Source organism: Labrys sp. ALF-8, assembly GCF_059699065.1.
The window spans coordinates 2,461,542-2,487,416 of record NZ_AP048537.1; the positions used below are offsets into that span (position 1 = coordinate 2,461,542).

General features: G+C 66.3%; 30 protein-coding genes. 12 read left to right on the forward strand and 18 right to left on the reverse strand.

Translation table 11 applies throughout. From position 1 onward, the window contains the following. The first annotated feature begins 91 nt into the window (after positions 1-91). A complete protein-coding gene (locus tag AC6H34_RS11340; RefSeq protein ID WP_497538879.1) occupies positions 92-1,114 on the forward strand; it encodes a sterol desaturase family protein in 1,023 nt (340 codons plus the stop codon). A gap of 75 nt (positions 1,115-1,189) precedes the next feature. On the opposite strand, the gene AC6H34_RS11345 is transcribed toward AC6H34_RS11340, so the two are convergent. The 8 genes from AC6H34_RS11345 to AC6H34_RS11380 all read right to left on the reverse strand — a co-directional run bounded on the left by AC6H34_RS11345 (position 1,190) and on the right by AC6H34_RS11380 (position 9,897). Next, a complete protein-coding gene (locus AC6H34_RS11345; RefSeq protein WP_448149885.1) occupies positions 1,190-2,218 on the reverse strand; it encodes an ABC transporter permease subunit in 1,029 nt (342 codons plus the stop codon). Between the two features lie 46 nt (positions 2,219-2,264). After that, positions 2,265-3,806, reverse strand: coding sequence for a sugar ABC transporter ATP-binding protein (locus AC6H34_RS11350; protein ID WP_448149884.1), 1,542 nt, complete (start codon positions 3,804-3,806; stop codon positions 2,265-2,267). A gap of 45 nt (positions 3,807-3,851) precedes the next feature. Beyond that, positions 3,852-5,327, reverse strand: a complete 1,476-nt coding sequence (locus tag AC6H34_RS11355; protein ID WP_497538880.1) for a mannitol dehydrogenase family protein — start codon at positions 5,325-5,327, stop codon at positions 3,852-3,854. Between the two features lie 174 nt (positions 5,328-5,501). Next, positions 5,502-6,461 (reverse strand): ABC transporter substrate-binding protein, encoded by a 960-nt coding sequence (locus tag AC6H34_RS11360; protein ID WP_497538881.1) that lies wholly within the window; start codon positions 6,459-6,461, stop codon positions 5,502-5,504. Between the two features lie 97 nt (positions 6,462-6,558). Then, positions 6,559-7,653 carry a LacI family DNA-binding transcriptional regulator gene (locus AC6H34_RS11365; protein WP_497538882.1) on the reverse strand — a complete coding sequence of 365 codons (1,095 nt, stop codon included), beginning with the start codon at positions 7,651-7,653 and terminating at the stop codon, positions 6,559-6,561. A gap of 124 nt (positions 7,654-7,777) precedes the next feature. Further along, entirely contained in the window at positions 7,778-8,734 is a 957-nt protein-coding gene (locus AC6H34_RS11370; protein ID WP_497538883.1) for a PfkB family carbohydrate kinase, read from the reverse strand. A 12-nt stretch (positions 8,735-8,746) separates the two neighbouring features. After that, complete coding sequence (locus AC6H34_RS11375; protein WP_497538884.1) at positions 8,747-9,295, reverse strand: SIS domain-containing protein; 549 nt, start codon at positions 9,293-9,295, stop codon at positions 8,747-8,749. After that, on the reverse strand, positions 9,238-9,897 hold the full coding sequence (locus AC6H34_RS11380; RefSeq protein WP_497538885.1) for an orotidine 5'-phosphate decarboxylase / HUMPS family protein: 660 nt from the start codon (positions 9,895-9,897) through the stop codon (positions 9,238-9,240). The genes AC6H34_RS11375 and AC6H34_RS11380 overlap by 58 nt, the downstream gene beginning before the upstream one ends. A gap of 204 nt (positions 9,898-10,101) precedes the next feature. On the opposite strand from AC6H34_RS11380, the gene AC6H34_RS11385 reads away from it, so the two are divergent. Continuing rightward, positions 10,102-10,332, forward strand: a complete 231-nt coding sequence (locus tag AC6H34_RS11385) for a hypothetical protein (protein WP_497538886.1) — start codon at positions 10,102-10,104, stop codon at positions 10,330-10,332. Positions 10,333-10,369: 37 nt separating this feature from the next. Here the strand turns inward: AC6H34_RS11385 and AC6H34_RS11390 are convergent, their stop codons facing one another. The 8 genes from AC6H34_RS11390 to mdcA all read right to left on the reverse strand — a co-directional run bounded on the left by AC6H34_RS11390 (position 10,370) and on the right by mdcA (position 17,362). Next, the gene (locus AC6H34_RS11390) at positions 10,370-11,149 is read right to left on the reverse strand and encodes an alpha/beta fold hydrolase (protein ID WP_448149876.1); all 780 of its coding nucleotides are present in this window, start codon (positions 11,147-11,149) and stop codon (positions 10,370-10,372) included. Positions 11,150-11,321: 172 nt separating this feature from the next. Next, positions 11,322-12,251, reverse strand: coding sequence for an ACP S-malonyltransferase (locus AC6H34_RS11395; RefSeq protein ID WP_497538887.1), 930 nt, complete (start codon positions 12,249-12,251; stop codon positions 11,322-11,324). Further along, on the reverse strand, positions 12,251-13,090 hold the full coding sequence (gene mdcB, locus AC6H34_RS11400; protein ID WP_497538888.1) for a triphosphoribosyl-dephospho-CoA synthase MdcB: 840 nt from the start codon (positions 13,088-13,090) through the stop codon (positions 12,251-12,253). Before mdcB ends, AC6H34_RS11395 begins: the two co-directional genes overlap by 1 nt. After that, a complete protein-coding gene (mdcG, locus tag AC6H34_RS11405) occupies positions 13,087-13,779 on the reverse strand; it encodes a malonate decarboxylase holo-[acyl-carrier-protein] synthase (RefSeq protein WP_497538889.1) in 693 nt (230 codons plus the stop codon). The genes mdcB and mdcG overlap by 4 nt, the downstream gene beginning before the upstream one ends. Then, positions 13,772-14,491 (reverse strand): biotin-independent malonate decarboxylase subunit gamma, encoded by a 720-nt coding sequence (locus AC6H34_RS11410; RefSeq protein ID WP_497538890.1) that lies wholly within the window; start codon positions 14,489-14,491, stop codon positions 13,772-13,774. Before AC6H34_RS11410 ends, mdcG begins: the two co-directional genes overlap by 8 nt. Next, entirely contained in the window at positions 14,478-15,386 is a 909-nt protein-coding gene (locus AC6H34_RS11415) for a biotin-independent malonate decarboxylase subunit beta (protein ID WP_497538891.1), read from the reverse strand. The genes AC6H34_RS11410 and AC6H34_RS11415 overlap by 14 nt, the downstream gene beginning before the upstream one ends. After that, complete coding sequence (gene mdcC / locus AC6H34_RS11420) at positions 15,383-15,700, reverse strand: malonate decarboxylase acyl carrier protein (RefSeq protein WP_448149870.1); 318 nt, start codon at positions 15,698-15,700, stop codon at positions 15,383-15,385. Before mdcC ends, AC6H34_RS11415 begins: the two co-directional genes overlap by 4 nt. A 15-nt stretch (positions 15,701-15,715) precedes the next feature. Further along, the gene (gene mdcA, locus AC6H34_RS11425; RefSeq protein WP_497538892.1) at positions 15,716-17,362 is read right to left on the reverse strand and encodes a malonate decarboxylase subunit alpha; all 1,647 of its coding nucleotides are present in this window, start codon (positions 17,360-17,362) and stop codon (positions 15,716-15,718) included. Positions 17,363-17,552: 190 nt separating this feature from the next. Here mdcA and AC6H34_RS11430 point away from each other — a divergent pair, with 190 nt between their 5' ends. The 10 genes from AC6H34_RS11430 to AC6H34_RS11475 all read left to right on the forward strand — a co-directional run bounded on the left by AC6H34_RS11430 (position 17,553) and on the right by AC6H34_RS11475 (position 24,305). Continuing rightward, positions 17,553-18,245 carry a GntR family transcriptional regulator gene (locus tag AC6H34_RS11430; RefSeq protein ID WP_497538893.1) on the forward strand — a complete coding sequence of 231 codons (693 nt, stop codon included), beginning with the start codon at positions 17,553-17,555 and terminating at the stop codon, positions 18,243-18,245. Positions 18,246-18,364: 119 nt separating this feature from the next. Then, positions 18,365-18,793 carry an EF-hand domain-containing protein gene (locus AC6H34_RS11435; protein ID WP_497538894.1) on the forward strand — a complete coding sequence of 143 codons (429 nt, stop codon included), beginning with the start codon at positions 18,365-18,367 and terminating at the stop codon, positions 18,791-18,793. Between the two features lie 41 nt (positions 18,794-18,834). Beyond that, positions 18,835-19,380: an RNA polymerase sigma factor gene (locus AC6H34_RS11440; protein WP_497538895.1), complete on the forward strand. Its 546-nt coding sequence runs from the start codon at positions 18,835-18,837 to the stop codon at positions 19,378-19,380. Next, positions 19,373-19,687, forward strand: coding sequence for a hypothetical protein (locus AC6H34_RS11445; protein WP_497538896.1), 315 nt, complete (start codon positions 19,373-19,375; stop codon positions 19,685-19,687). The genes AC6H34_RS11440 and AC6H34_RS11445 overlap by 8 nt, the downstream gene beginning before the upstream one ends. Next, positions 19,680-20,117, forward strand: a complete 438-nt coding sequence (locus AC6H34_RS11450; RefSeq protein ID WP_497538897.1) for a hypothetical protein — start codon at positions 19,680-19,682, stop codon at positions 20,115-20,117. The genes AC6H34_RS11445 and AC6H34_RS11450 overlap by 8 nt, the downstream gene beginning before the upstream one ends. Before the next feature lie 2 nt (positions 20,118-20,119). Then, on the forward strand, positions 20,120-20,560 hold the full coding sequence (locus tag AC6H34_RS11455; RefSeq protein ID WP_497538898.1) for a periplasmic heavy metal sensor: 441 nt from the start codon (positions 20,120-20,122) through the stop codon (positions 20,558-20,560). 131 nt (positions 20,561-20,691) lie between these two features. Continuing rightward, positions 20,692-20,916, forward strand: coding sequence for a GCG_CRPN prefix-to-repeats domain-containing protein (locus tag AC6H34_RS11460; protein WP_497539877.1), 225 nt, complete (start codon positions 20,692-20,694; stop codon positions 20,914-20,916). A 126-nt stretch (positions 20,917-21,042) separates the two neighbouring features. Beyond that, complete coding sequence (locus AC6H34_RS11465) at positions 21,043-22,503, forward strand: DUF1800 domain-containing protein (protein ID WP_497538899.1); 1,461 nt, start codon at positions 21,043-21,045, stop codon at positions 22,501-22,503. Positions 22,504-22,506: 3 nt separating this feature from the next. After that, positions 22,507-23,742, forward strand: coding sequence for a DUF1501 domain-containing protein (locus AC6H34_RS11470; protein WP_497538900.1), 1,236 nt, complete (start codon positions 22,507-22,509; stop codon positions 23,740-23,742). Positions 23,743-23,933: 191 nt separating this feature from the next. Beyond that, a complete protein-coding gene (locus tag AC6H34_RS11475) occupies positions 23,934-24,305 on the forward strand; it encodes a hypothetical protein (RefSeq protein WP_497538901.1) in 372 nt (123 codons plus the stop codon). An 83-nt stretch (positions 24,306-24,388) separates the two neighbouring features. Here the strand turns inward: AC6H34_RS11475 and AC6H34_RS11480 are convergent, their stop codons facing one another. After that, the gene (locus AC6H34_RS11480) at positions 24,389-24,952 is read right to left on the reverse strand and encodes a NifU family protein (protein ID WP_448149859.1); all 564 of its coding nucleotides are present in this window, start codon (positions 24,950-24,952) and stop codon (positions 24,389-24,391) included. 52 nt (positions 24,953-25,004) lie between these two features. Then, positions 25,005-25,790 (reverse strand): alpha/beta hydrolase, encoded by a 786-nt coding sequence (locus tag AC6H34_RS11485; RefSeq protein ID WP_448149858.1) that lies wholly within the window; start codon positions 25,788-25,790, stop codon positions 25,005-25,007. Between the last annotated feature and the right edge of the window lie 85 nt (positions 25,791-25,875).

The following is a 25,875-nucleotide window of genomic DNA, read 5'->3' on the forward strand; positions in this document are numbered from 1 at the left end:
TCTGCTTACTTCAGATTCCCCTGTATTCCCGCTAGGTTGCACACTAACTTGTCCGACAAGGAAGTTGGCTACAGACTCCGGGATGACAGGGATGGATGACACGCTTTATGGCAAGCGCGACAAGCGCGGCGACTGGAGGCCTTTGAAATTTCTGGAATATCCGCCGGTTTTCGTCTGGCCGGCGCAGCCCTTGCGCTTTCTGCGCTGGTTTTTCGGCTATCCCGGCTACATCCTCCCCTGGAACCTCGGCTATGCAGCTCTCAGCGTGGTGCTGTGGCTCTACCTGACCCCGCCCATGGCCGAGATGACGAACTTCGCGCCGGGATGGATGCTCTTCCTGCTCGTCCGCAACGCCGTGATCGTGCTCGCGGTGTTCGGCGCGTTCCACCTTCGCCTCTACTGGCTCCGCAGGCAGGGGACCGCCTTCAAGTACAACAGCAAATGGCCGGCCACCGACAATCCGGTCTTCCTGTTCCGCAACCAGACCGTCGACAACATGATCTGGACTTTCGCGAGCGGTGTGCCGGTGTGGACGGTCTATGAGGTGCTGACGCTTTGGGCCTTCGCCAACGGCTATATTCCCTATGTCGGCTATGCCGACCATCCGATCTACTGCACCGTGATCCTCCTCTTGATCCCCTTCTTCAGGGAGGTGCACTTCTATCTCGTGCACAGGCTGATCCACTGGCCACCGCTCTACCATTCGGTCCACAAGCTGCACCACAACAACGTCAACCCGGGGCCGTGGTCGGGGCTGGCCATGCATCCGGTGGAGCACCTTCTCTATTTCTCCGGCGTTTTCATCCACTGGATCGTGCCCTCGCATCCCTTCCATGCGATCTTCCATCTCCAGCATCTCGGCCTCGTGCCGGCGCAGGGCCATGCCGGCTTCGACAAGATCGTGGTGGGCGAGCGCTCGGCGATCGACACCCACGCCTACGAGCATTACCTCCACCACAAATATTTCGAGTGCAACTACACCGACGGCGCCATCCCGATCGACAAGTGGCTCGGCACCTTCCACGACGGCTCGCCGGAAGCGCAGGAGCGCATGGACAGGCGCTTCATGGAACGCGCGGCCAAGCAGGCAGCGAAGAAGGCACGAAGGGGGTAAGACAGTCCCACAACCTTTCTCTGTCCTTGACATGGAAGAGGAGTGCCGGCCACGGGGTCGGCTCTCCTGGGTGCCTTACGTGCGGGTCGCGCCCGAGGACATCCTGATGCGGTCGAGCGCGACGGCGCCGATGATAACCAGGCCCTTGATGATGTATTGCCAGATGTCGGAGACGCCGATCAGCACGAGGCCGTTGGAGAGCACGGCGATGATCAGCGCGCCGATCAGCGTGCCCCAGATCGAGCCGACGCCGCCCACGAAGGAGGTGCCGCCCAGGATCACCGCGGTGATGGCGTCCAGTTCGTAGGTGAGGCCGAGCTGCAGGCCGTTGGCGGCGTAGAGGCGGGCGGCGGACATCGCCCCGCCCAGGCCCGCGCACAGGCCCGACATGCCATAGACGAACAGCAGCACGAACCAGACCTTGATGCCCGACAAGCGCGCCGCCTCGGCATTGCCGCCGACAGCGTAGATGCGCACACCCAGCACGGTGCGGCGCAGGATCAGCCAGGATACGATTACCGTGGCGATGGCGATCACCATCAGCCAGGGAATGCCGAAGAGCGAGCCATTGCCGATGAAGTCGAAGGGCAGGCTGGAATTGAAGATGGTCTTGTCCTCGCCGAGCAGGCGGGCAAGGCCGCGTACCGCCGTCATCGAGCCGAGGGTGACGATGAAGGGCGGCAGCCGCAGGAAGGCGATCAGCGCGCCGTTGATCAGGCCCAGAACGGCGCCGGTGGCGAGCGCCGCGACCACGCCCATCATGCCCCAATTGGGGATGAGCGAGACGATCAGCGCCACCATGGCCGCCGCCGCCAGCACCGCGCCGACGGAGAGGTCGATGCCGCCAGTCAGGATCACGAAGGTCATACCGGCTGCGAGCACCGTGTTGATCGAAGCCTGCTGCGCCACGATCGACAGGTTGTTCCACGACATGAAGCGCCCGGCGCCCCAGGCCAGGGAGCCTGTCTCGACATAGGCCGAGAGGAGCTGGAAGAGGATCGCGATCAGGAGAAGGGCCGGCAGCATGCCGAGAGCCCGGAGAGTGCCGGCCAGAGCCAGCTTCCGGCGCTGGGCGTCCGTCGTGGACGGGTTGGTTGAGGTCATCGCACTGTCCTGTGATGTCGGGGTCGATCCGGCGTTTGGCCGGGGCTCAGGCTGCTTCCTTGCTCGCCGCGGCCGTGGCGATCGCCATGATGTTCTCTTGGTTGATGGCCGGAGCCTCCGGTCCGCCGCCCACTTCGCCGGCGATATGGCCCTCGCGCATCACCACCACTCGGTCGCAGATGCCGACGATTTCCGGCAGTTCGGAGGAGATCACGGCAACGCCGACGCCTTCGCGCGCCAGCTTGTCGATCAGGCGGTAGATTTCCGACTTGGCGCCGATGTCCACGCCCCGGGTCGGCTCGTCGAGGATAAGAACGCGCGGCTTGGTCTCCAGCAGGCGCGAAAGCAGCACCTTCTGCTGGTTGCCGCCGGACAGGCCTCCCACCGTGGCGTCCTGAGAGGGCGTGCGGATGCCCGTGGCCTGGATCGCCGCCAGGGCGCGTTTCTTGCCCTTGCCGAGATTGAGCAGGCCGCCCGGCAGGGCATCGCGGGCAATGACGCCGAGATTGATGTTCTCGGACACCGTCATGTCCAGCATCAGGCCGAGCAGCTTGCGGTCCTCGGTGAGATAGGCGATGCCTGCATCGAGGGCGTCGAGCGGCGTCTTGATGTCGAGCTCCTTGCCGTCGACGCTCACGGTGCCCGACACTTTCGCATCGGCACCATAGATGAGGCGGGCAAGCTCCGTGCGGCCGGCGCCGACCAGGCCGGCTATGCCGAGCACCTCGCCTTCGTGGATGTCGAAGGAACAGGGCTGGATGCGCCCGCCGTCGCTGATGTCCTTGACTGAAAGGATCACCCGTCCTCGGCTCTGATGGGCGTCGTGCTCCTTCTTGTAGAAGGAGGAGAGGTCACGGCCGACCATCATGCGCACCACGGCGGCGGGCGTGATGTCGGCGTGGTCGAGCGTGCCGACATAGGTGCCGTCTCGCAGCACGGAGACCCGGTCCGAAAGCTCGTAGACCTCCTTCATACGGTGGCTGATATAGACGATGGCAAGACCTTCGCTGCGCAGCTGCCGGACGAGGGCGAAGAGCCGCTCCGTCTCGCGTTCGGAGAGCGTGGTCGTCGGCTCGTCCATGATCAGCACGCGCGAATGGGCGTGGACGGCACGAGCGATCTCGACGAGCTGGCGCTCGGCGATGGAGAGGTCCGAGACGTTGTCGCGGGCCGTGAAGGTTGCGCCGAGCCGCTGGAGCAGACCCTGGATGGCGGCATTCATGGCGCCGCGGTCGATGAACCCGGCTTTCCGGATCTCGCGGCCGAGATAGATGTTCTCGGCGACCGTGAGGTTGGGCGAGAGCGCCAGTTCCTGGTAGATGATGGCGATGCCGTGCTGCTTGGCCGACATCGGCCCGTTGATCGCCACCCTCTGTCCGTCGATGAGGATCTCCGAGCCTTCGTCGGGCACATAGGCGCCCGATAGGATCTTCATCAGCGTCGATTTGCCCGCGCCGTTCTCGCCCATCAGGGCGTGAATCTCGCCAAGCCTCACATCAAGGGAAACGTTCCTGAGGGCCTGCACACGGCCGAACGTCTTGGAAACATTGCGCATTTCTAGAAAGGCATGCGTATCGGCGGCGCTCATCCACCTCTCCCTTCTCATCCGCTCTTGCAGGCGGATTTCGATTGGTCAGACCAGAATTGCGTCCAGTGTCGCAGCAGTTCCCCTTTCTGCCAATAGTTTCGACAAAGCCTGGTAAATCTCCACGAAGGCCGGGCTCCGTTTCAGGCCCAGGCCGCGGAAGGCGGCGATCTCGAGAACGGCCATCGGGCCGCCGGCGCGGACCATCCGCCAGTCTTCCTCGCCGATCTGAGGCTCGAAGATCTCATAGGCCACGCCCTTGTCGTCGACGCCGCCGAGATAGCGGGCGAAGCTGGCGATGAGGAAGGCTTCGCGCGTCAGGTCCGCCTTGTCGTCGATGAGCTGGCCGATGGTCTTGCCGTGGAAGACGTTGATCTTGGAGGCCCCGTCTCCCGCGACACGCAGCAGCGTATCCTTGATGGCGGGGTTGGCGAAACGCTCGATCACCTTGCCGGTGAAGGTTCCGACGTCGTAGCCGGCAGGCGGCGTCACCAGGCGGCGGGAATCGAGATCCCAGAAATTCCTGAGCAGGTGGGGGATGCGGGCATCACGCATGCCCTCGTCGACGAAGCGTGCTCCCATCAGCAGGGAGGGGTAGCACATCAGCATGTGGGCGGCGTTTGAGAGGCGTCCCTTCACCGCGACATAGGCGCTGACCTCGTCGCTGAACACCACGTCGCCGAGTTCGAGCTTCGGGCGGCCGGCGCAGAAGCGATCCTCCACGACCCACTTCGTATAGGTCTCGCAGGTCGCGGCGACGAGATCGTCGACGCCGGTCGCCGCTACGATGCGCCTGCGATCTTCCTCGGGAACCTGCGGGGCGATGCGATCGACCATGGAATTGGGGAAAGCGCCCTCCCGGTCGATCCAGTCCGCCAGTCCGGCGTCGACGGCACGGGCGAAGGATATGACGGCCTTGCGGCTGGTTTCCCCGTTACGCTGGAGATTGTCGCAGGACATCACCGTGAAGGGAGGCAGGCCGGCGGCGCGGCGGCGCGCGAGGCCGGCGACGATGTAGCCGAACACCGTCCTCGGCGGGCCACCGGCGAGGTCGCCCGCGACGTCGGGGGCATCCAGGCGGAATTCGCCGGTCGCCTCGTCCATGTTGTAGCCGCCCTCGGTGATGGTGAGCGAGACGATGCGGGTGAGGGGGGCCGCCAGGCGCGCGAGCACCGCTTCCGGATCAGCCGGCGCATGCAGGTATTCGACCATGGCGCCGATGACCTGCGTCTCACTCGGTGTCGGCGAGGTAAGTTCGGTGACGGTGTAGAGATTGTCCTGCCTGCGGTAGGCTTCCGCCTTCGCCCGCGAGGCCGGCCCGTCGAGCAGTCCCACGCCGCAGATCGCCCAGTCCTCATGGCCCGGATGGTGCAGGCAGGCCTCGACCACCACGGCCTGGTGCACGCGGTGAAAATTGCCGACGCCGAAATGCACGATGCCCGGCGTGAGGCGGCTGCGGTCATAGGTCGGCTTGACGACATTGGGGCCCAGGGAGGCCAGCGTGTCGCTGCGGAGTTCGGTCACGGCAGGTTCTTTCTCTTCGGAGTTGGCGCCCTCCCCCGGGGTGAGGGAAGGGCCTGGCGCAGGATAAGGGCCGGTCCGGAATGAGCGGCCGGCGTCTCCTGTGGGGTCGGCCGGTGGCGCATCATCGCCCATGCCGGCCTCCCTTCGGCCATTCTGGAGAAGGCTTCTCCGGGCTCAGTCGTCGTGCTTGCTGTTCCAGCCCTTGTATTCGTTGACGTTCTCGCGGGTGACGAGCGTCGAAGGGATCAGCGTCAGTGTCTTCTCGGGTTTCTTGCCGTTGATCAGGGCGAGGCCGATCTCGACTGAAGTCTTGGGAATGGCATAGAAGTCCTGGCTGGCCGAGGCCTTGATCATGTCGAGGCTCGGATCCTTCAGTGCTGCCTCGATGTCCGGCGAGCCGTCGACCGAGGTGATGAAGAACTCGTTGCGGCCGGCCTGCTTGGCGGCAAGCGCCGTGCCGATGGCCTGCGGATCATTGATGGTGAAGATGGCATCGATCTTCGGGAAGCGGGTCAGATAACCCTGGGCCACTGCCAGGCCGCCATCGCGCGAGCCCTTGCCGTCCTGATCGTCGGACAGGACCTTGAGATCGGGATATTTCGCGAAGACCTCCTTGCAGCCGACCACGCGGTCGACCACCGCGGAGACCTGGGGGCCGTTCTGGATGATGACGTTGCCCTTGCCGTTCAGTTTGTCGGCGATGTACTGGCAGGAGATGCGCCCGGCCATGACATTGTCGGTGGTGATGGCGGCATCGGCGCCGTCGGCCACGGTATCGAACGCGACCACCGGGATACCGGCCGCCTGAGCCTTCTTGATGGCGGGCGTGATGGCCTTGGGATCGCCGGGGTTCAGCAGGATGAAATCGACGCCGGCGGCAATGAAGTTGTCGATCTGGTTGAATTGCTTGCCGAGATCATAGTCATAGCCGACCGCGGTGACCTGGGCGTTCGGGTTGGCCTTCTTGATCAGGCGCGTCGCAGTGTTGGCGATGATCACGAAACCGGGGTTGCCCATCGAACCCACGGAAATGCCGACGGATTTTACATCCTTGGCGACACCGGAACCGCCGGCGGCCAGGGCGACGGCCGTGCTCGTCAGAGCCACGGCAGCGAGATGCTTGATGGTCTTCATGGTAACCTCCCTTTGTGAGATCGATCTCATATTTAGTTTGCAGTGTCTCACGACAAATTTTGTCCCCCATCGGGCCGGGGTTGTCAACGGTAAAGGATCAGCGCTTCATGGCGAAAACGGATTCGCGATCGACCAGCATGGTCGGCAATTCGATGGCCTTCGGCGCGACGCCACCTTGGATCTGCTGGATCAGCGTCGTGACTGCGGCCCGCCCCATCTCGTAGATCGGCCTCTGCACGACCGAGATCGCGGGCGTGAGCACCCTTGACCAGGGCGATTCGTCGAAGCTGACCAGGGCGATGTCCTTGCCGACGACGAGACCCAATTCGCGGCAGGCCGCCAGCGCACCGATCGCCATTTCCTCGCACGTGGCCAGTATTGCCGTCGGCCTCGGCTCGCTGCCGAGGATGGACAGGGCCGCCTGGGTGACGATCGGCAGGTCGTTGCGGCTGTAGCGCACCCAGGCGCCGGGCAGCGGCAGGCCGGCCTGCCGCAATGCCTCCTTGGCGCCCGCGACGCGATCCCGAACGGTGGAAACGGCGAGACGAGGCATGGTGGCGCCGTAGGTGCGGGCGGCTACCGTCGAGACGAGGAGGCCGATGCGGGTATGGCCGCGCGCCACGAGCAGGTCGATGGCGTCCCGGGCACCTTTCCGGTCATCCGTCGTCACGGTGCTCACATTCATGTCAGCGACGCGACGGTCGAGCAGCACGATGCGGCTGGAAAGTTCGCCGATGCCGCGCAGATGCGCATTGTGGTCAGGCGAGGACGGCACGACGATAAGCCCGTCGACACGCTTCTCGGCAAGCACTCGAACCGCTTCGATCTCGCGCGCAATGTCGTCGTCGGTGTTTAGAATCAGCGCCTGGTAGCCCTGCTCGGCGCAGGTGTCGATGATGGCGCGGGCGGCACTGGCGAAGAATGAATTGCTGATATCGGCCACGACCACGCCGATCGCCAGCGTCTTGCCGGCGCGCATGGCGCGGGCGACTTCGTTGAGCCGGTAGTTCAGGGATCGCGCCGCCGCGGTTACACGTTCCCGGGTTTCCTCGCCGACGAAGCCGTAGCCGCCGAGAGCGCGCGCGGCGGTGGCGCGAGAGACCTTGGCCAGGCGGGCGACATCGACCAGGCGGGCGGGACGGCTGCCTACCTCGTTCTCTCGCTCCTCACCGGATATCGTGCTGCTCGCCATGATTCCTTTCAAAGCATTTTGCGATTCTTGGCAATTCGATCCGACGGCGAGGCGCACGAGCGGGCGCTGACGACGGCCTGAGTCGAAACGGCCCGCGATGGCGGGACGGCCCTTTTCAGCTTCTTTAGGTGCCCGGCTCCAGGCCGTGAAGCCGGGCGGAACTGCCTGCAGGGAGCCGATCGGGCTCATCCCATGGCAGCACGAGTTCGCCGCCTTCGTGGCGGCAGGTCGCGGCCGCGGTTCGCATGGCTCGGTCCAGGCAGTCGCCCCACTCCTCCTCATCCCTTGGCAGACCCCGCTCCAGGCAGGAGGCGATGAGGCTGGCGAAGGTTGCGTCGCCAGCCCCCATCGTATCGACGATCGGCACGCCGCCGGTGCTCGCGGGTACCTTGATCATCGGCCCGCCGCGGGCGAACAGGGTCGCGCCCCTGCGGCCCTGGGTGAGGACGATGGTATCGACTCCCCACGAGAACAGGGTGGAAACCGCCTCGCGGCCGGCCGTTCCGAAGATCAGCACGGCATCCTCCTCGCTTAGCTTGAGGAGATCGGCCTTGCCCGCCACAGCGGCGATGCCCTCGCGCACGGGTTCCATTTCCGCGATCAGGTCAGGGCGTGGGTTGGGGTCGATGAAGACGAGGCCCGTCGCCGCCCCGAGCTTCGCCGCGAGGTCGGCGACATGAGCGGCGTTCTCGAACGGATAGGAGTTGACCGCTACGGCCGCCGCCCGGTCGAGCACGGACTGGGCTTCCGGCCCGACGATATAGCGCCTGCGCCGCAGGTCGGCGGAGAAGACATAGGAGGGTTCGCCGTTGATCCTGCGAGACAGGGCGCTGCCGGTGAAATCGACGCTGGGCGTGTCGATCAGCCGGACATTCCGCTCGCTGAGGTAGCGTCGGAGGCGAAAGCCTGGCCGATCGGCCCCGACCCGGCTGAGCAGGGCCGAGTCGAGGCCGAAACGGGCAAGGCCGACGGCCAGATTGAGCCCCGCCCCGCCCGCATAGGTCTTGAATGTGCCGTCGGTTTGCTCGACGGCGTCGATGATGCAGTCGCCGATCGTCATTACCGTCTTCATGGCATCCATGCCGGGAGATCTTCACTGCATGTTGGTGTGCCGGTGCCACATCTGCTCGTGGGCGTCGGGGATGCGGGAGGCAAGGTCGAGGATCACCGCATCGAGCAGGATCAGGCAAGCCTGCTCGAAGAGGCTGCCGCCGAACTGCGCCGTCTTCTCGACCGGCACGGGAAGCACGATATCGGCGATACCGGCGAGCCTGCTCTGCGGCTTGTGGGTCAGCGCGATCACCGTGGCTCCTTCGGCCTTGGCGATCTGCGCGAAGCCGACGCTCACGGGCGTCTGGCCGGAGCCCGAAATGATCAGCAGGCCATCTCCCCTGCGCACGGATGGCGCCGTGACCTCCCCGAGGAAATGGACCTCGTGGCCGATATGCATGAAGCGCATCGCCGCCATCTGGGCCGAAAGGCCGGAACGGCCCTGGCCGGAGAAGAACCAGCGGCGGTCCCTCGTCTCGAAGGCCGCCACGACACGCTCGAAGGCTGCCGGGTCGATATTTTCGAGCAGGCTGGCTATTTCCTGTCCCACGGCCAGCCAAGGCCGCGCTGGGGAAGTCTCGAACTGATCCATTGGGCGACCTCCTCGGGTCTTTCTGCTTCTGTGATGGCGCTTCCGACCACGACGATCTCGGGTGCGGCGGCCAGGACCGCGTCGAGCGTGGCCGGGCCGATACCGCCAGCGAGCGAGACGCGGAAGCCGCGCCGGTGCATCCTGTGCACCGCGTCGATATGGGCCGTGGAGACGTCGCCCGCGAGCCGCCTGTCGGTGGGCGAATGCACGGCCACATAGGCGAAGCTGGGATGGAAGCGGATGTCGGGCGGCAGAAGTTCGTCATGTCCCGACTGGGTGATGGTATCGACCACGACGCTGGCGCCGAAATGCTCTGCCCTGAGGCCGACGACGTCATGGGTGGCGGTGGAAGCGCAGGAGAGCACCGTCATGAGAGTCGCACCCGCGCTGAAGACCATGTCGGCCTCGAACTGGCCTCCATCGACGGTCTTGGTGTCGGCGAGTACCGGAATGCCGGGGCAGAGTTCGCGGGCGGTGGCAATGGCGCCGATGCCGAAGCGCTTGAGCAACGGCGTGCCGATCTCGACGATGTCGGCGAAGGGCTTCAGGCGCGGCAGCCAGGCGAGGTGCTCGGGCTTGTCGAGGGCAATCTGCAGCAGCAACGGCGTTCCTCCCGGAGCCCGCGGCCCTCTACGTGACCCGGATCCGATCTCAAGATGGATCGATATGAGATCGATCTCACATTAGAGATTGCAGGCCCGGGGGCGAATGTCAATCATGGGATGCCGGCGGGTGGAATTCGGAACAGGATCGCCGCCGGGGCGTTTCCGTGGTGAAAGCCGACGAGCCACATGGAAGGGGAGCCCATGGTCAGGGAACGCAAGGTCGCACGGATGGAGAGTGCCATCCAGGTCAAGGGCGTCAAGGCGGAGCGAGAGAACAAACAGCCCTACGCCTCGGAAATCGAGGACTATGCTTCGGGGGTCGTGAAGGCCCCGGAGTCGGATCCTCGGCGCAAGCCGATGGAGACCACCCATAGCGACGCGGCCGACCGCCTGCGGCCGCTGAGCCCGAGTGGCCGGCGCCGGCCCCATTGACGGTCGGCCGCGATTCCGGCGGTCGCCTTGCGGCAGCTCAGGCCGTGTGGCCGGCTGCTTCAAGGATGAGGCCGGCAATCTCGTCCGGATGGGAGATCAGCGACAGGTGGCTGGCCTTGACCTCGATCATCCTGGCGCCCATGCGCCTGGCCATGAAACGCTCGAGATCGGGATTGATGGTGCGGTCTTCCGTCGAGACGGCATAGAAGCTCGGCTTCGACCGCCAGGCGGCGTTCGTGGTCCTGCCGGTGAGCAGAGCCTTGTGGAAGGGTTGCTGCACCGCATAGAGCACTTCTGCCTTCGCCTTCGGCAGGTCTCCGGCAAAGTCCCGCAGGAAGGCTTCTTCGCCCAAGCGACCCTCGTCGCCGTCGAAGACGATGCCTGCGGTGGCTGGCGGCGTGGGATAGGTCTTGGCCAGGGCGGTGTAGTCCTCCCCCGCATCCGGGGCCCTGGCCGCAACATAGACGAGCGCGGAGACATTCGGATGCACCCCGGCCTCGGTCACGATCATGCCTGAGAAGGAGTGGCCGACGAATACCGTCGGGCCGTCCTGGCGGTCGAGTACGCGCCGGGCCGATGCGACGGCGTCGGGGAGCGTGGTGAGGGGGTTCTGCACCGACGTGGTGTTGAGACCAACGGCCTGCAGCCGGGCGATCACCTCGGACCAGCAGGAGCCGTCGGCGAAGAGGCCGTGCACGAACACCACATTGCGTGCCTTCGCCGGCGCCGGGATGGCAGCCATGCTGCGGGTGGATATCAGCGAGGCCGCGGCTCCGGCGAGAACGGCGGTCGAAAACACACGTCTGTTCATCAACATGGTTCTGGTCCTTCGAAAGAAACGGGCTGCGAAGGAGACCGATGGGCGGCGCCTCCGTGATGGTCTTTTCGTAGACGAGGGGCGCGGACGTCGTCTTTGCAGATCGCAGCGCTTTTCCTGAAACGCAGGCGGCTATTCGCGGCCGTCCTTCCTGGAAATCGAGAATGCATCGTCATTCGCGCCCCGCCGTCGAGAGCCAGTCGCGCAGGCCGGCAAGGCTATGGAAGCCGTCGGCGGCATAGCTGCGTGTCTCGGGAAGGGCGACGCGCGCCATTTCGGCAAGCGCATGGCCCGGTCCGAGATCGAGGATACGATCGACACCGCTCTCCCCGAGGGCCTGCAGGGTGGTGGCCCAGTCGATGGGCTGAGCGACCTGCGCGGCCAGGCGCGGAATGGCCTGTGCGGCCTTGAAGACGCGGCTGCCGTCACTTCCTGCCAGAAGCAGGCATCCGGGCCGGGGATCGCCTGCAACGCTGTTCTCGAGCGCCTCGCGGAAGGGCGCGATCGCCGTGGCAAGGCGGGGCGTGTGGGAGGCGACGTGCACGTCGAGCAGGGCTGCCTTCGCCGCCCCGGCACTCTCAGCCTCGCGGCAGAGCGCCGTGATGTCGGCCCGGGCGCCCCCCAGCACGAAAAGCCCTCCTGGATTGACGATGGCGATGTCGCAACCATGGCGCCCGGCCAGCGCATCGACGGCACCCCTCGCGAGCCCGCGTACATAGCCCAGCTGGGCTTGGGTACCGCCGGCAGCGTCCATGGCGCGGGCACGGCGGTCCGTAAGTCGCAGGGCCGCCACCGCGCTCCATGCGCCGGCGATGCTCCAGGCAGCCATCTCGCCGACGCTGTAGCCCGTCACCGCGAAAGTGGCCGGCAGCGCCGTGGCGATACAGGCATGGACGGCGAGCACGGCGGAGACTGAGAGGATCTGGCTGGCGTGGTTGGCGTGCAGCCGCGGATCGTCTGCGTCTCGCACGAGCATGCGCGGGTCGCGGCCCAGCAGAGCCTCCGCCTCGGCGAAGACGGTGGCCGCTTGCGGCTCTTCGGCGGTGAGATCGAACAGGGCGGGCGACACCAGCCCCTGCCCGCCGCACAGCAGGGCGAGCATCACGCCTCCTCCCTGTCGACGAACAGCGCCATGGCAAGGAGATCGGCGCAACCGCCGGGGCTGAGGTTTCTGGCGACGAAGGCCTGGTGGATACGGACCGCCCGGATCCGCCACCCGGTTTCGCCGACGCCGCCCGTGGCCAGGAAGGCACGCGCCTCGCCCTGGGCGAAGGCAAGCCCGGACGTGCCTCCCCGATGCAGGATGTTCGTGTCGGCCACGTCGGCTATCAGTGCCATGCAGGCCTGCACGCGCGCGGCTTCTTCCTCGCCGGTCGCGGCGCGCCCTTCGCGCAGGGCGGGCACGGCGATCTCGTACACGGATGGCAGGCCCCGCGCCGCTTCCATGCGGGCACCGCCGACGCCATGGCGGCGCGCAACCTCGGCTCCATGGCTGCGCAGCGGCACCGGGCCCGCGAGGATCGCCTCGCCCCAGCGTTCCGCGATGATCCGGCCGAGCGGCATGGCAATGCCATAGGCATGGCGGAATCCGGCGGCGGCGCAGAGGAGGCCCAGCCCGAAGATTGCCCCGCGATGGGTGTTCACGCCGCGGGTGGCAGCCAGCATGGCGCGCTCGGCCTCGATGCCGATCGCCCTCAGCCGGTCCAAGCCGGCGCCCGCAGCGCCAGCTTGGGCGAGCCCGCCGAAATAAGGCTCCAGCGCTTTCGCGCTGCGGGCCAGCAGGGCAAAGTCCATGTCGCGGTGAGCGCCGTTGTCGACATGACTCACCAGCCCGGGCTTGGGGTAGGTCGCGGCTTCCTGCCTCAGGCAATCGGCGGCCCAACGCCCCATGCCGGCAAGGCGAGCAAACGGAAAGTCGCGAGCTAGCGGAAGGGCGTTCATCCCCGCTCTCCCATCAGGAATTGCCTTCGCGGCATCAGGCGAGCCTCGATCCGGCCCTTGACGAGGATCTCCTCGCTCGCCAGCAATTCCCGCCAGTTGGCGCCACCGGATTCGCCGAGAACCTCTCCGTCGATCCGCATCGGGGCGCTCGACTCGATTGCCGCGATGCCTTCGAGCAGCCGCCCGAGCATTTCGGGTGGCGGCAGCTCCCAGAGGAGGTCGAGGTCCGAGCCGGCGCTCACATAGGCAAGCCCGGTGAGATGCTGCCAGGCGAGGCTTCCGAAGCAGCGGGTGTCCGGGTCGAGTCGCAGCAATGCGGCGATCGTCACCTGCCAGGGTACCGGGGCGGCACCAGCGGCGTCGCACAGAAGGGGCGGACGGGCCGAATCCGCGATCTCGTCCGACATCAGGGTGATCGCGATGCGCCGCTTGCCCATGGCCGGAGGCAGCGGAAGGCCAAGCGCGACCGGGCCGGCCTCCTCGCCGTTGGCGGGCCGGCGGGCCACAAGCGGATAGCCGGCCTCGGCCCAACCCGCCAGCAGGGGCTCGCCGGCGAGGTCAGGCCGGCTTGCCACCAGGGCAGCCCAGGCCCTGGGCGCCGGCTTCACCATGGTGTGGCGGGCAAGCGGCTGGAAGCGCGGCTTGGCGCCGCTGGTCCTCGTCGAGGGGCGCCTCGGGTTTTCAGCCATGGCACACCTCGGCTATCACGCGCTCGGCGATGGCGGCAGCCTTCGGACGACCGCCACGCTCGGCGCCGAGCCGGTCGCGATGGTCGGCTGCGGCCGGTGTCGCCAGCAGCGCGGCGAGCTGGCCAGCAAGAGGGATCGCCGGATCCCATACCGCGTGGATGGCGCCTGTCCTGAAGAGATTGTCCAGGCCGGGGGCGAACACGGGCGTCGTCTCGGCCTTCGCCTTGAGGACGTCGAGGGAGAGCTTGGTCACGCGCGCCATCGAGGGTAGGTCCATCACCGCGGGATGGGCGCCGGGAAGGGCGACAAGCGTGCCGGTCGCAAGTGCCGTGGCAATGAACGCACCTGCGGCACTGCCGCCATGGAGTAGGGCGATGGTCCGGTGGCCCCGCACCTCCGCCAGCAGCAGTGCCTTGGCGAGATGGGCCAGATATTCGCTGAGGCCGAGGAGCTCGTCGTGCCGGCTCATGCGCTGGCTGGAGGAGTCGATCAGCATCAATATGGGCCTCCCGTCGCCATTGCCGGCGATGTCGAGCACATGCCCCGCGATGTCGAGCGCGTCCTCGACGCCGAGAGACACTTCGTCTGCAAGGCCCAGCACATGCAGCATGCCGCCGCCGGGCGAGGTGGCTTCGCCGCGGATCACGCCATCGGCGACGGTAACCGTGTGTCCCATGGGAAAAAGCGAGGCGAGGATGTCAGCGAGCGTCATCGGCCGTCTCCCTCCTGCCGTCGGCGAGGTGCAGGAAGACCTGCGTACCGAGTCCTGGAATGCCGGCGGGATCGGCGATGCCGAGATCCGACCAGATCTCCTTGCCGTCGCGCGCGGCACCGAAGCGCTGCAGCCGGCGAGCCAGCCGCCGCTGTTCCGCGACAAGCCGGTCGAGGTCGAGCCCGGCGGGCTGGGCGATCGCGGCCAGGGCGGCATCGCGGAAGGCGCTTGCCTCGTCATCCACGAAGACGTCCGCGCCGCCGATCAGATAGCGGTGCTTGCCGCCCATGGTGCGCCAGACGAAGGCGCGATCGCGGGAATCGAATTCCTCGATGCCCCTGTTGGTCTCGATCACCTCCGGGCCACTGACGGAAATACGTCCCTGCTCGGAGACGATCAGGGTGGAGCAGCAGCCTGCGATCAGCCCGCCGCCGCCGTAGCAGCCCGCGCGGCCACCGACCAGGCCGACCACGCGGGCGCCGGCGAGGCGAGCTTCGATGAGCGCGCGCATGATTTCCGCGATGGCAAGTTCGCCCGCATTGGCCTCCTGGAGCCGGACACCGCCGGTGTCGAAGAGAATGACGACGTCACGCTTCAGCGCGGCGGCGGACCGCAACAGGCCGACGAGCTTGGCGCCGTGCACTTCCCCGAAGGCGCCGCCCATGAAGCGGCCTTCCTGGGCCGCCGCCAGAACGGGCCGGCCGGCCATTGCGGCACGGCCGACGATCATGCCGTCGTCGAACTGTTCAGGCAGATCGAAGAGCGCGAGATGGGGGCTGACCTCGCGCTGTTCGGGGCCGACCGCCTCGACGAAGCTGCCGGGGTCGACGACGGCGGCGAGGCGTTGCCGCGCGCTGGCTTCGAACCAGCTCAGGGTGCGGTTGGAGGCACTCATGCTTCGGGCTCCTCGATCAGGCGGACGGCCTGGGCGAGCCGCAGGGCCACGGTATCCGGCCGCGCGCCGCCGTCATTGATGGATAGATGCAGGCCGCCGGCCGGACGGCGGATCACGAAATCAGCAATCACGGCCTCCCAGACCTCGCCGAAACCGCGGGCTGCGGTCGCGATGTCGATGGTGCAGGTGTCGGCGGGCAGCACCCGCTCCGCCAACACTTCGAGATTGCCCGAGGCGACGACGCCAGTGATGACCTGGCGCCGGGTGCCGCCGGCCGGCCTTGCGGCCTTCAAGGTGAAACTGAGCTTTTCCATGAGGATCGCCTTCGCCTACCAGCTGCGGAACCGGCTCGGCGGCCGGTAGAGCCCGCCGGAGGCGAGCATGATATCCTTGATCGAACGAGCCGCGAGCAGGGAGCGGTCTGCGTCGAGCGGGTCGATGCCGAGATCCTCGGGTCTGCGGATCACGCCGCGCTCGCGCAGGCGCCCCACCATTCCCGCATCGCGCGCGCGCCCGATTTCGGTGTAGCCGGCCACGCCGCGGATGGCCTGCTCGCGTTCGTCCCTGTCCCGGCAGAGGAGCAGGTTGGCGATGCCTTCCTCGGTGACGATATGCGTGACGTCATCGCCGTAGACCATCACGGGGGCGAGTTCGAGATCGAGCTTGGCGGCAAGCTCGAGTGCATCCAGCCGCTCGACGAAGAGCGAGGCGTTGCCCTCGCCGAAGGTTTCGCCGATCTGCACCACGAGCTTGCGGCCGCGCCGCAGCGCCGGGGACGCATCGGGATCGGCCTCTGCACCCGCCTTCAGCCACGGTTCGCTCGGATGGCGCCGGCCTCGGGCATCGGAACCCATATTCGGCGCGCCGCCGAAGCCGGCGATGCGGCTGGTGGTGACGGTGGAACTGTGGCCCTCGAGATCGATCTGCAGGGTGGAGCCGATGAACATGTCGAGGGCGTAGAGCCCGGCGGTCTGCGAGAATGCCCGGTTGGAGCGCAGCGATCCGTCGGGTCCCGTGAAGAAAACATCCGGGCGGGCGGCGACATAGTCTTCCATGCCCACTTCCGAGCCGAAGCAATGCACCTGCTCGATCCAGCCCGCCTCGATGGCCGGAATCAGGGTTGGGTGCGGATTGAGGGCGAAATGCGTACAGATCCTGCCCTTGAGCCCGAGCTTTTCACCGAAGGTCGGCAGGAGCAACTCGATGGCGGCGGTGTTGAAGCCGATGCCGTGGTTGAGCCTGCGCACCCCATAGGGCGCGTAAAGGCCCTTGATGGCGAGCATGGCGGTGAGAATCTGCGTTTCGGTGATCGCGGCGGGGTCGCGGGTGAAGAGTGGTTCGACGTAGAAGGGTTTCTTCGCTTCGACGACGAAATGAACGAGGTCTCCGGGAATATCGACGCGGGGAACCCTGTCGACGATTTCCGCCACCTGGGCGATCACGAGCCCGCTTTTGTAGCTGGTCGCCTCCACCACCGTGGGCGTGTCCTCGGTGTTGGGTCCCGTGTAGAGATTGCCTTCGCGATCGGCGCTGACGGCGGCGATCAGGGCAACCTGCGGCGTGAGATCGATGAAATAGCGGGCGAAGAGTTCGAGATAGGTATGAACCGCGCCGAGTGAGATGCTGCCGCCGAAAAGCATGCGGGCGATGCGCGCCGCCTGGGGCCCCGAATAGGAATAGTCGAGCCGGCGCGCGATGCCCTTGTCGAACACGTCGAGGTGTTCCGGCAGCACCACGCCGGACTGCACCATATGAAGTCCATGTATCCGGGTAGTGTCGACGTTCGCCAGGGCCACGGCGAGGACGTCTGCCTGCTTCTGGTTGTCTCCTTCCAGGCAGACCCTGTCGCCGGGGCGCAACACGTCTTCAAGGAATGCCGGGAGATTCTCGACCGCTATCCGCTTGCCCGAGGCGTGCCGGCTGCCGGCGGCGATACGCTCCGCCAGGGCCGCCTTTTGCGTACACCACTCCTTCATCGCAGCGCTCCTTGTATGCATCGTCCTGGTTCTTGATTGATCTTGTATGCAATAATACGCAGAAGATCAAATAACGAGTGCGTAACAGCTTCGTGATTGTTGCTTTGTATGCAGGGCGCGCGATAAATCGGGGGTCTGCATGCAGGAGGGGTGGTCCAGCGCCTCCGGCGCGGTTCGAGGAGAGGATAGGATGCCATCGTTCGACGGCGATGACGATATCGGCGATGGCGGAGGGCTCCTGTCGGATCGAATCCGCAATGCGCTGACCGACGAGATCGCGTCGGGCAAGCTTGCGGCGGGCTCGGGTCTGGACGAGCAGCAGTTGGCGGATCGCTTCGGCGCCTCGCGAACGCCGGTCCGCGAGGCCCTGCGCCAGCTGGCGGTCAGCGGTCTCGTGGAGATGCGCCCGAGACGTGGCGTGGTGGTGGCGCGCATGACGCCGGAGCGGGTCATGGACATGTTCGAGACCATGGCGGAGATCGAGGCGATGTGCGTGAGGCTGGCAACGCATCGCATGACGCCGCTCGAGCGCAGCCATCTCATCGAACTGCACGAATCCTCGCGCGTCATGGTCGCCGCCGGCGATTTCGATGCCTATGACCGCTTCAACCACGCCTTCCACGAATGCATCTATCGCGCGACGCATAACGCCTTCCTCGCCGAGCAGGCGATTGCCCTCAGGGCGCGGCTGAGCGCTTTCCGGCGTATGCAACTGCGCCACGCGGACAGACTGCAAAGGTCCACCGGCGAGCACGAAGCCATCATGCAGGCCATTGCCGAGGGAGACGGTGAGGCGGCGTCGAGGCGCATGCGTGCGCATATGCTGAATGCCGCCACGGCGCTGCGGCTCTACATCGAGGAGCAGGGATCGACCCTAACCTGAGGCGGCGGGGGGAATTTTTTGGAAGGGCGGCGACGGATATGCCGGGCCTGTCCGTTGAAGGGATGGAGCCAGCCCGCAACTCCCGGCAAGGGAGTCTTGCCAACCGAGATGAGAATTTCATGATCCGACCCCTGACATTGGCCATCGTCCTGAGCCTGGCTGCCGGCCACGCCTTCGCGCAGACCCCGCCCGCGCCATCGGTGCCGGCCGCGCCGGGTTCACCGGCCCCGCCCGCGGCAAAGCCGCGAGGCGTCACCCTGGCGCAATTCCAGGCCCGCCGCGAAAAGACCTATATGGCGGCGGACAGTGACGGGGATGGCAAGATCAGCCTGGCTGAATGGACGGCCTTCCAGGCCAAGCGCCAGGCAAAGGGCGATCCCGCCAAGCAGTTCGCTCGCATGGACAGCAATCACGATGGTTTCATCGATCGTGACGAACTGGATGCTTTTTTCGCCAAGCGCTTTGCGCGGCTCGACAAGAACCACGACGGTTTGGTGACGCGGGACGAGTTGCCCGGCCACAAATCCGCTCCCAAGCAGGGGCAGTGATGCTGGATCGCATGCCATGAGTACTGGGAGTTCGCCCGCCAATGGCTCCCGATCCGGACGAGGACCTTGTTCGCCGCATCGGTGCTGGCGACGAGGCGGCCATGCGCAGCCTGATCGCGCGAAAGCTCCCGCGGCTCCTTGCGTTGGCGCGGCGCATGCTGGGCGATGCGACGGAAGCAGAGGACGTCGCACAGGAAACCTTCCTGCGGATCTGGCGTCACGCCGCGGGCTGGCGACCGGAGCGCGCGCGTTTCGATACCTGGGTTCATCGCGTGGCGCTGAACCTGTGCTACGACCGGCTGCGCCACAGGCGAGAATGGACCAGCGCGGACCTGCCCGAGCAGGCCGAGGCCGAACTGCCGGCGGAAAGCCGGCGACACGAAGATGCCGGGATGCGGGTGGAGCAGGCTCTCGGAATGATCGCTCCCCGCCAGCGTGAGGCCATTGTCCTGACCTACTATCAGGAGATGTCCAATGCCGATGCGGCTGCGGTGATGGAGGTCAGCATCGAGGCACTGGAAAGCCTGCTTGCACGGGGGCGCCGCTCGCTGCAGAGGATATTGATGGGGGACGACGGTGATGGCTGACGGGCATGCGTCTATGAATGCGGATCGCTTTGCCGCTCTTGCTGCGGCCTATGGTGGCGAGCTCGAGAACTGGCCGCCCAGGGAGCGCGCCAATGGGAATCTCTTCGCCAGGGATGAGCGGGGACGCGCCATCCTCGACATGACCCGAAAGCTCGACGCGGCCCTGAGTCGCATCATCGAGCAGTGGGGCCCGGCCTGGAGCAACAGCTGGCAGGAGGGGCGCTCCAGTCCCGATCCTCGCGACAGGACGCGGGGCGGGGTGCGCGAGGCGCAGGCGATGCGCAGGGGAGGGCATACCCATGTCTGAAGAATTCATGGATGCAGGTCGCTTTGCGGCGCTCGCTTCAGCCTTCGGCGGACAGTTGCGGCGCTGGCCGGAGCATGAGCAGGCACAAGCACGAGCCTTCGCACGGACCGAGGAAGGCAAGGCCATTCTCGATCGGGCGAGCGGCCTCGATGCCTTTCTCGACTCCTATGCCGCTTCCGCGCCTACGTCTGCGCTGCATGCGCGTATCCTCAACGATGCCACCCCGGCCATGGCCCGCCGGAGGCGCACCCGGTTGTGGTGGTCGGGCTTCGGGCTCGCCGGGGTCGGCTTTGCCGGGGCGCTCGCCGGTGCCGTGATGGCAACCGTCCTGGCGCCGCTGCCGCGGCAGGAACACGCAATCTTCGACGCCGATACCACGGCCTTCGGGGACGTCGCGCCGGCAAGGACGGCGACGGAAGAGGATCTCTGATCGTGGCCGATTTCCGCGCTTCCCTTGTCGTCTCCGCCGTCCTGAATGTCTTCCTGGCTGGATGCCTCGCCGGTGGAGGCGTCTGGATCTATACGCATACGCCGCTTCCCGGCGGTTCCCTGCAGGCATCGATCGAGCAGTTGCCGCCGACCGAGCGGGATGCCTTCCGCGAGGCACTGCGGTCCGTACGCCAGGAAAATCGCCAGACCATTCTGGAAGGCCAGAGCGCGCGACGGGATGCGGCCGATCTCCTGAAGCAGCCGACGGTGGATGCCGCCGCCCTCTCGGCGGCCCTCGAGCGCGCACGCACTGCCGACGTCACCGTGCGCGCCAACCTGGAACAGCGCATCGCCGAATTCGCCGCCGCGAGCTCGCCGGGCGTGCGCCTCCTGCTGGCCGAAGGCCTTGTGCGGCATCTGCCGCCCGCAAAAAAATCACCCTGAGCTGCGACGGATCGGAACGCATGCCACGTTCAAGTCGATGAAGGAGGCGAAGTCCCGCCTTCCAGTCGATGGAGTAACATGTGACCCGATCCCTGAGCATCGCCGCCTGCGCATTCGGTGGCCTGATCGCAATGGCGGGAACGGCATCGGCCATGCCGTTCGCACCTTCCACACCCCCTGTCTCCACCCCGGTCCAGGACATCGCCTGGGGCTGCGGTCCGGGCTGGCATCCCAACTATTGGGGGCGCTGCGTGCCCAATGCGCCCGTCTATTACTATGGCTGGAGCCACCCCGCCTACTATGGCTGGCACCGGCGCTATGGCTGGTACGGATCCGGGCATTGGCATCGCTGGTGAGAACCGTCGCCACGCTCCTCCCTGCCACCCGGCCGGCGCTCTGAGGAGCGGGCCGCAGGACCTGTGGGCATCGGCTGGGATTCGAGCCCTTGCCGATGCCTCTCCCGAAAAAATCCGAGGTTCGTCATGGCGGTTACCAATCCCGACCCGACCCTGATCGTCTTCAACCGCTTCGGTCTCGGCTCGCGGCCGGGAGACCTTGCCAAGCCGGGCGGTGATCCGCGGGGCTTCCTCAGGGCGGAGCTTGCGGCGCCTGACGTCGCCTTGATCTCTCGCGACGATCCATCCACGACCGTGCTGCCCGGCAGCACGTCCGCGATCCAGGCCAGCATGGCAGCCGCCCTGGAGCGCAAGCTGGAACGAGATCGCGCCGCGGTCTCGGACAAGGGAATGACGCCACCTCCAGTGGCCATGAGTCCGGAGACGGCCGCTACCGCTCCCGCCGATGCCAAGCCGAAGCCCGCTCCTCCTTCCATCGAGCAGAGGCTGTTCAGGGATGAGGCGAAGGCCCGTTTCACCAAGGCGCTGGACGCCGAGATCGGCTTCGTCGAACGTCTCGTCGCCTTCTGGTCCAACCATTTCTGCATCTCTGTCGCGAAAGACATGGTCGTGCGCGCTTCCGCGGGCGCCTTCGAGCGGGAAGCCATCCGTCCCTTCGTGCTGGGCCGCTTCGCCGACATGCTCATGGCGGTCGAGCACCATCCCGCCATGCTCTTCTATCTCGACAACCAGCAGTCCATCGGCCCGGATTCGCGCGCCGGCCGAAACAGAAACCGCGGCCTCAACGAAAACCTCGCCCGCGAGATCCTGGAGCTTCACACGCTCGGCGTCGGCAGCGGCTACGGCCAGGCCGATGTGACCGCCTTCGCCCGTATACTGACGGGCTGGACGATGGCCGGGCGCGAAGGCCGGCTGGGCGAGCCCGGCAGCTTCGTCTTCAACGCGAACGCCCACGAGCCGGGCGACGAGGTCTTCATGGGCAAGATCTATCCGGCTGGCGGCCTCGGCCAGGCCGAGGCGGCGCTGAACGATATCGCCCGGCACCCCGCAACGGCACGTCACATCGCCACGAAGCTCGCCCGCCATTTTATCGCGGACGATCCGCCGCCCTCGGCCGTCGCCACGCTTGCGAAGGTCTTCACCGAGCGGGAGGGCGATCTCAGGGCCGTGGCCGTGGCACTGATCAACCTGCCGGAAGCCTGGGAACTGCCGCTGAGCAAGATGCGCTCCCCGCTCGACTTCGTGTTGGCCGTGCGCCGGGCTGTCGGCCCCGGAGCTGGTACGGACCCCGGCCAGACCTTGAACTGGCTCGGCATGCTCGGCGAACCGCTGTGGCAACCGCCCGGGCCGAACGGGTTTCCCGATACAGCCGATGCCCATGCCGTGCCGGCGGGCATGAAGATGCGGCTCGACATCGCCTGGCAGGCGGCACGCCAGGTCAAGGAGATCGGTGAGCCCGAAGGCCTGCTGGAAGGCATCGTCGGTGCTTCGGCCTCCGTCGAGACGCGTCAGGCCGTTGCCAGGGCGGAGTCTCGCCAGCAGGCGGTCGCACTCCTGTTGATGGCACCCGAGTTTCAACGGAGGTAGGAAATGACGAACCTTCTTTGCGAAAGGCCCCATCCGTCCAGGCGTGCGGTCCTGCTTGGAGGCGGTGCACTGTTCGCGTGGGCCTATCTGCCGCGCTTTGCGCGCGCCGCCGGCGCACGCGATCCGCGTCTCGTCGTCATCGTGCTGCGCGGCGCGCTGGACGGGCTGTCGACTGTGGGACCGATCGGCGACCCGGACTATGCCGGGCTGCATGGCGACATCGCATTGTCACTGAGCGGACCCCATCCCGCCCTGCCCCTTGACGGATTCTTCGCGCTCAATCCGTCGATGCCGAATTTCGCCCGCCTATTCCGGGCGAGGCAGGCAGCCGTGGTGCATGCGGCCGCCACCGGCTATCGCGACCGTTCTCACTTCGACGGCCAGGATGTGCTGGAGAGCGGGTATCCCGGCCCCGGCCATGTCGCCACAGGTTGGCTCAACCGGGCTCTGGCCTCCCTGCCGGCCGGCGATCGGGTCGCGGCCGATGGCGGCCTCGCTGTCGGTCCTACCACGCCGCTGGTGATACGCGGCGCCGCTCCCGTGCTCGGCTGGGCTCCCCAGACCCTGCCGGATCCGGGGGACGACCTCGCCACGCGTTTGTTGGACCTCTACAGCCATCGCGATCCCGTGCTGGCTTCCGCCTTGCAGCGTGGACTGGAGGCAGGGCGCATGGCGGCCTGCGACGGCATGGCTGCGCCCGGCCGACGGGCGGGCCTCGACAACGCCGCAGGCATGCAGCAGGCGGCTGAGGGCGCGGCACGTCTGATGGCCGCCGACGATGGGCCGCGCGTTGCGGCTCTCGCCTTCGACGGCTGGGATACGCATGTGAACGAAGGCGGTGCCAGCGGCCGGCTCGCTACCCTGCTGGGCGGCCTCGACGGTGCCTTTGCGGCTTTGGAAACCGGGCTGGGAGAGCGTTGGAAAGACACGGCGGTGGTGGCGATCACCGAGTTCGGGCGCACGGCGCGGATCAACGGCACGGTGGGCACGGATCATGGAACGGGCACCGTGGCGTTGCTGGCGGGCGGTGCCGTTGGGGGTGGCCGGGTCATCACGGACTGGCCGGGCCTGAAGCCGGCTCAGCTCTATGAGGGCCGAGACCTCAATCCCACGGCCGATATACGCGGCGTGCTCAAGGGATTGCTCGCGGATCAGTTCGGACTATCGTCCGCCGTATTGGCTGACAAGATTTTTCCGGACTCTCAAGCGGTGAGGCCCGTGCAGGGCCTGATAGTTTGAGTAATATTTCGACGAGAATGTGGCAAGAAGCAACGGAATTGCCTTGATCGTAAATGAAATGTTGCTTTGGAAGGGGATATTTATTTTTGTGAAGTACAATTATTTACATTGATGAATCGGGTATTCATCAAACATTAAGTTGCGATCGCTAGCATGTAAGTATCGCCGGGGGGCGTATGCAGGAGTTTCCCTTGAGCGTGATGATGCGATTTTCCCTTCCCGTTGCCGCCCTTTGCCTAAGCGCCGCCCTCGTGGCGACGCCGGCTTCGGCGGCAGATGGCCGTACCGGCGCATTTGTCGGCGGAGCGGCGCTCGGCGCCGTGGGTGGCGTGCTGCTCGGCCAGGCGCTGGCAGATCGGCCTCCGCCTCCTCCTCCGGTGGTGCGGCCCGCGCCGGTGATCTACGATCCCTATTTCAGCCAGCTCGACCGCATGCATGCCGATTGCGATGCCGGCAGCCGGCGCGCGTGCATCGCCTTCGGCGAATTCATCGGCGAACACCGGGAGCGCGAGGCCGAATGGCGCCGCATGCATCCCGAGTTGTTCCATTGGGAAGATTATTGAGCAGCATCGCCTGAAGGCGCTGCCGCGGCCGCCGGCTTTCCCGGAACCGGGAAAGCCGCCCACGCCCGTCCCCGCAACGGGCTTCAGGCCGCCCGCACTTCCTGCACTTCCGGCACGAAATGGCGCAGCAGGTTCTGGATGCCGTTGCGCAGAGTCGCGGTCGAGGAGGGGCAGCCCGAGCACGCCCCCTTCATGTCGAGATAGACGACGCCCTCGCGAAAGCCGCGGAAGGTGATGTCGCCGCCATCTGCGGCCACGGCCGGACGCACGCGGGTGTCGAGCAGATCCTTGATCGTCTCGACCGTTTCCTCGTCCGCTTCGTCGAAGAACTCCTCGCCCATGGCGCCGTTGGTCACGGCATGCTCGCGCAGGATGGGCGCGCCGGAGAGGTAATGCTCCATGATGGCGCCAAGCACGGCGGGCTTGAGGTGCTGCCACTCCGCCTGAGATTTGGTGATGGTGATGAAGTCCGAGCCGAAGAACACGCCGGCCACGCCTTCGATCGAGAACAGCTTCTCGGCCAGCGGCGACTGGGCGCCCTCCGCGGCATTGGTCATGTGCAGGGTGCTGCCCTCCGGCAGGACTTCTCGGCCGGGCAGGAACTTGAGGGTCGAGGGATTGGGTGTCGCCTCGGTCTGAATGAACATTTCTTTCTCCGCTCCAGAAGCCGGGTCAAGGCCGGTCAGGATCACTCGACGATTATAGGAGAAGCTGCGATTTCGGCGCAATGCCTTCCACTGCTTCGATCAGCTTCTCCAGATCCTGCGGTCGCGACAGGCGATGGTCGCCGTCCTTGATCAGCGTCACCGTGACGTCGTCTTCCGCAAGGCGCTCCACCAGCGTCATGGCATGCTGCCAGGGCACGTCGGGATCCTCCATCCCCTGCAATATGTGCACGGGGCAACCGGTTTTCACCATGCCGCCCAGCAAAAGATGGCTGCGGCCTTCCTCGATCAGGGCGCGGGTGATCGGGTAGGGCTCGGGGGAATAGGCCGAAGGGCGCTGCCAGGCGCCCTTTTCGAGAATGTCGCGTTTCACGGCTTCGGGGAATTGGTCCCACATCAGCCTCTCCGTGAAATCGGCGGCGGGCGCGATCAGCACCATGCCGGCCGGCGCCAGATCCGTGCCGGCGAGACGCTGTGCGGCCAGGAGGGCGATCCAGCCGCCCATGGACGACCCAACCAGGATCGGCGGCGTCTTCACCACCTGCCCGATCACGGCCAGTGCATCTTCGAGCCACAAGCCGATGGTGCCGTCCTCAAAGCGTCCGCCGGATTCGCCGTGGCCGGAATAGTCGAAGCGCGTCACGGCGCGGTGATGGCGCGTGCCCCACTCGGCAAGATAGGAAGCCTTCGTCGCCAGCATGTCGGAGCGGAAGCCGCCGAGCCAGACCACATCCGGTCCGCGACCGGGCTGATGGCGCCATGCAATTTTTCGGGACGAAGCACCCTCTCCGAGCTCGATTACGCCGGAATCGCTAATCATCCAGTCACTTCCTTTTGATACTTCTGCAAAGGTCGCTGCGAAAAACCTGGCGGCAACCCCACCCCGGCCGCCGCAACATCTTTCA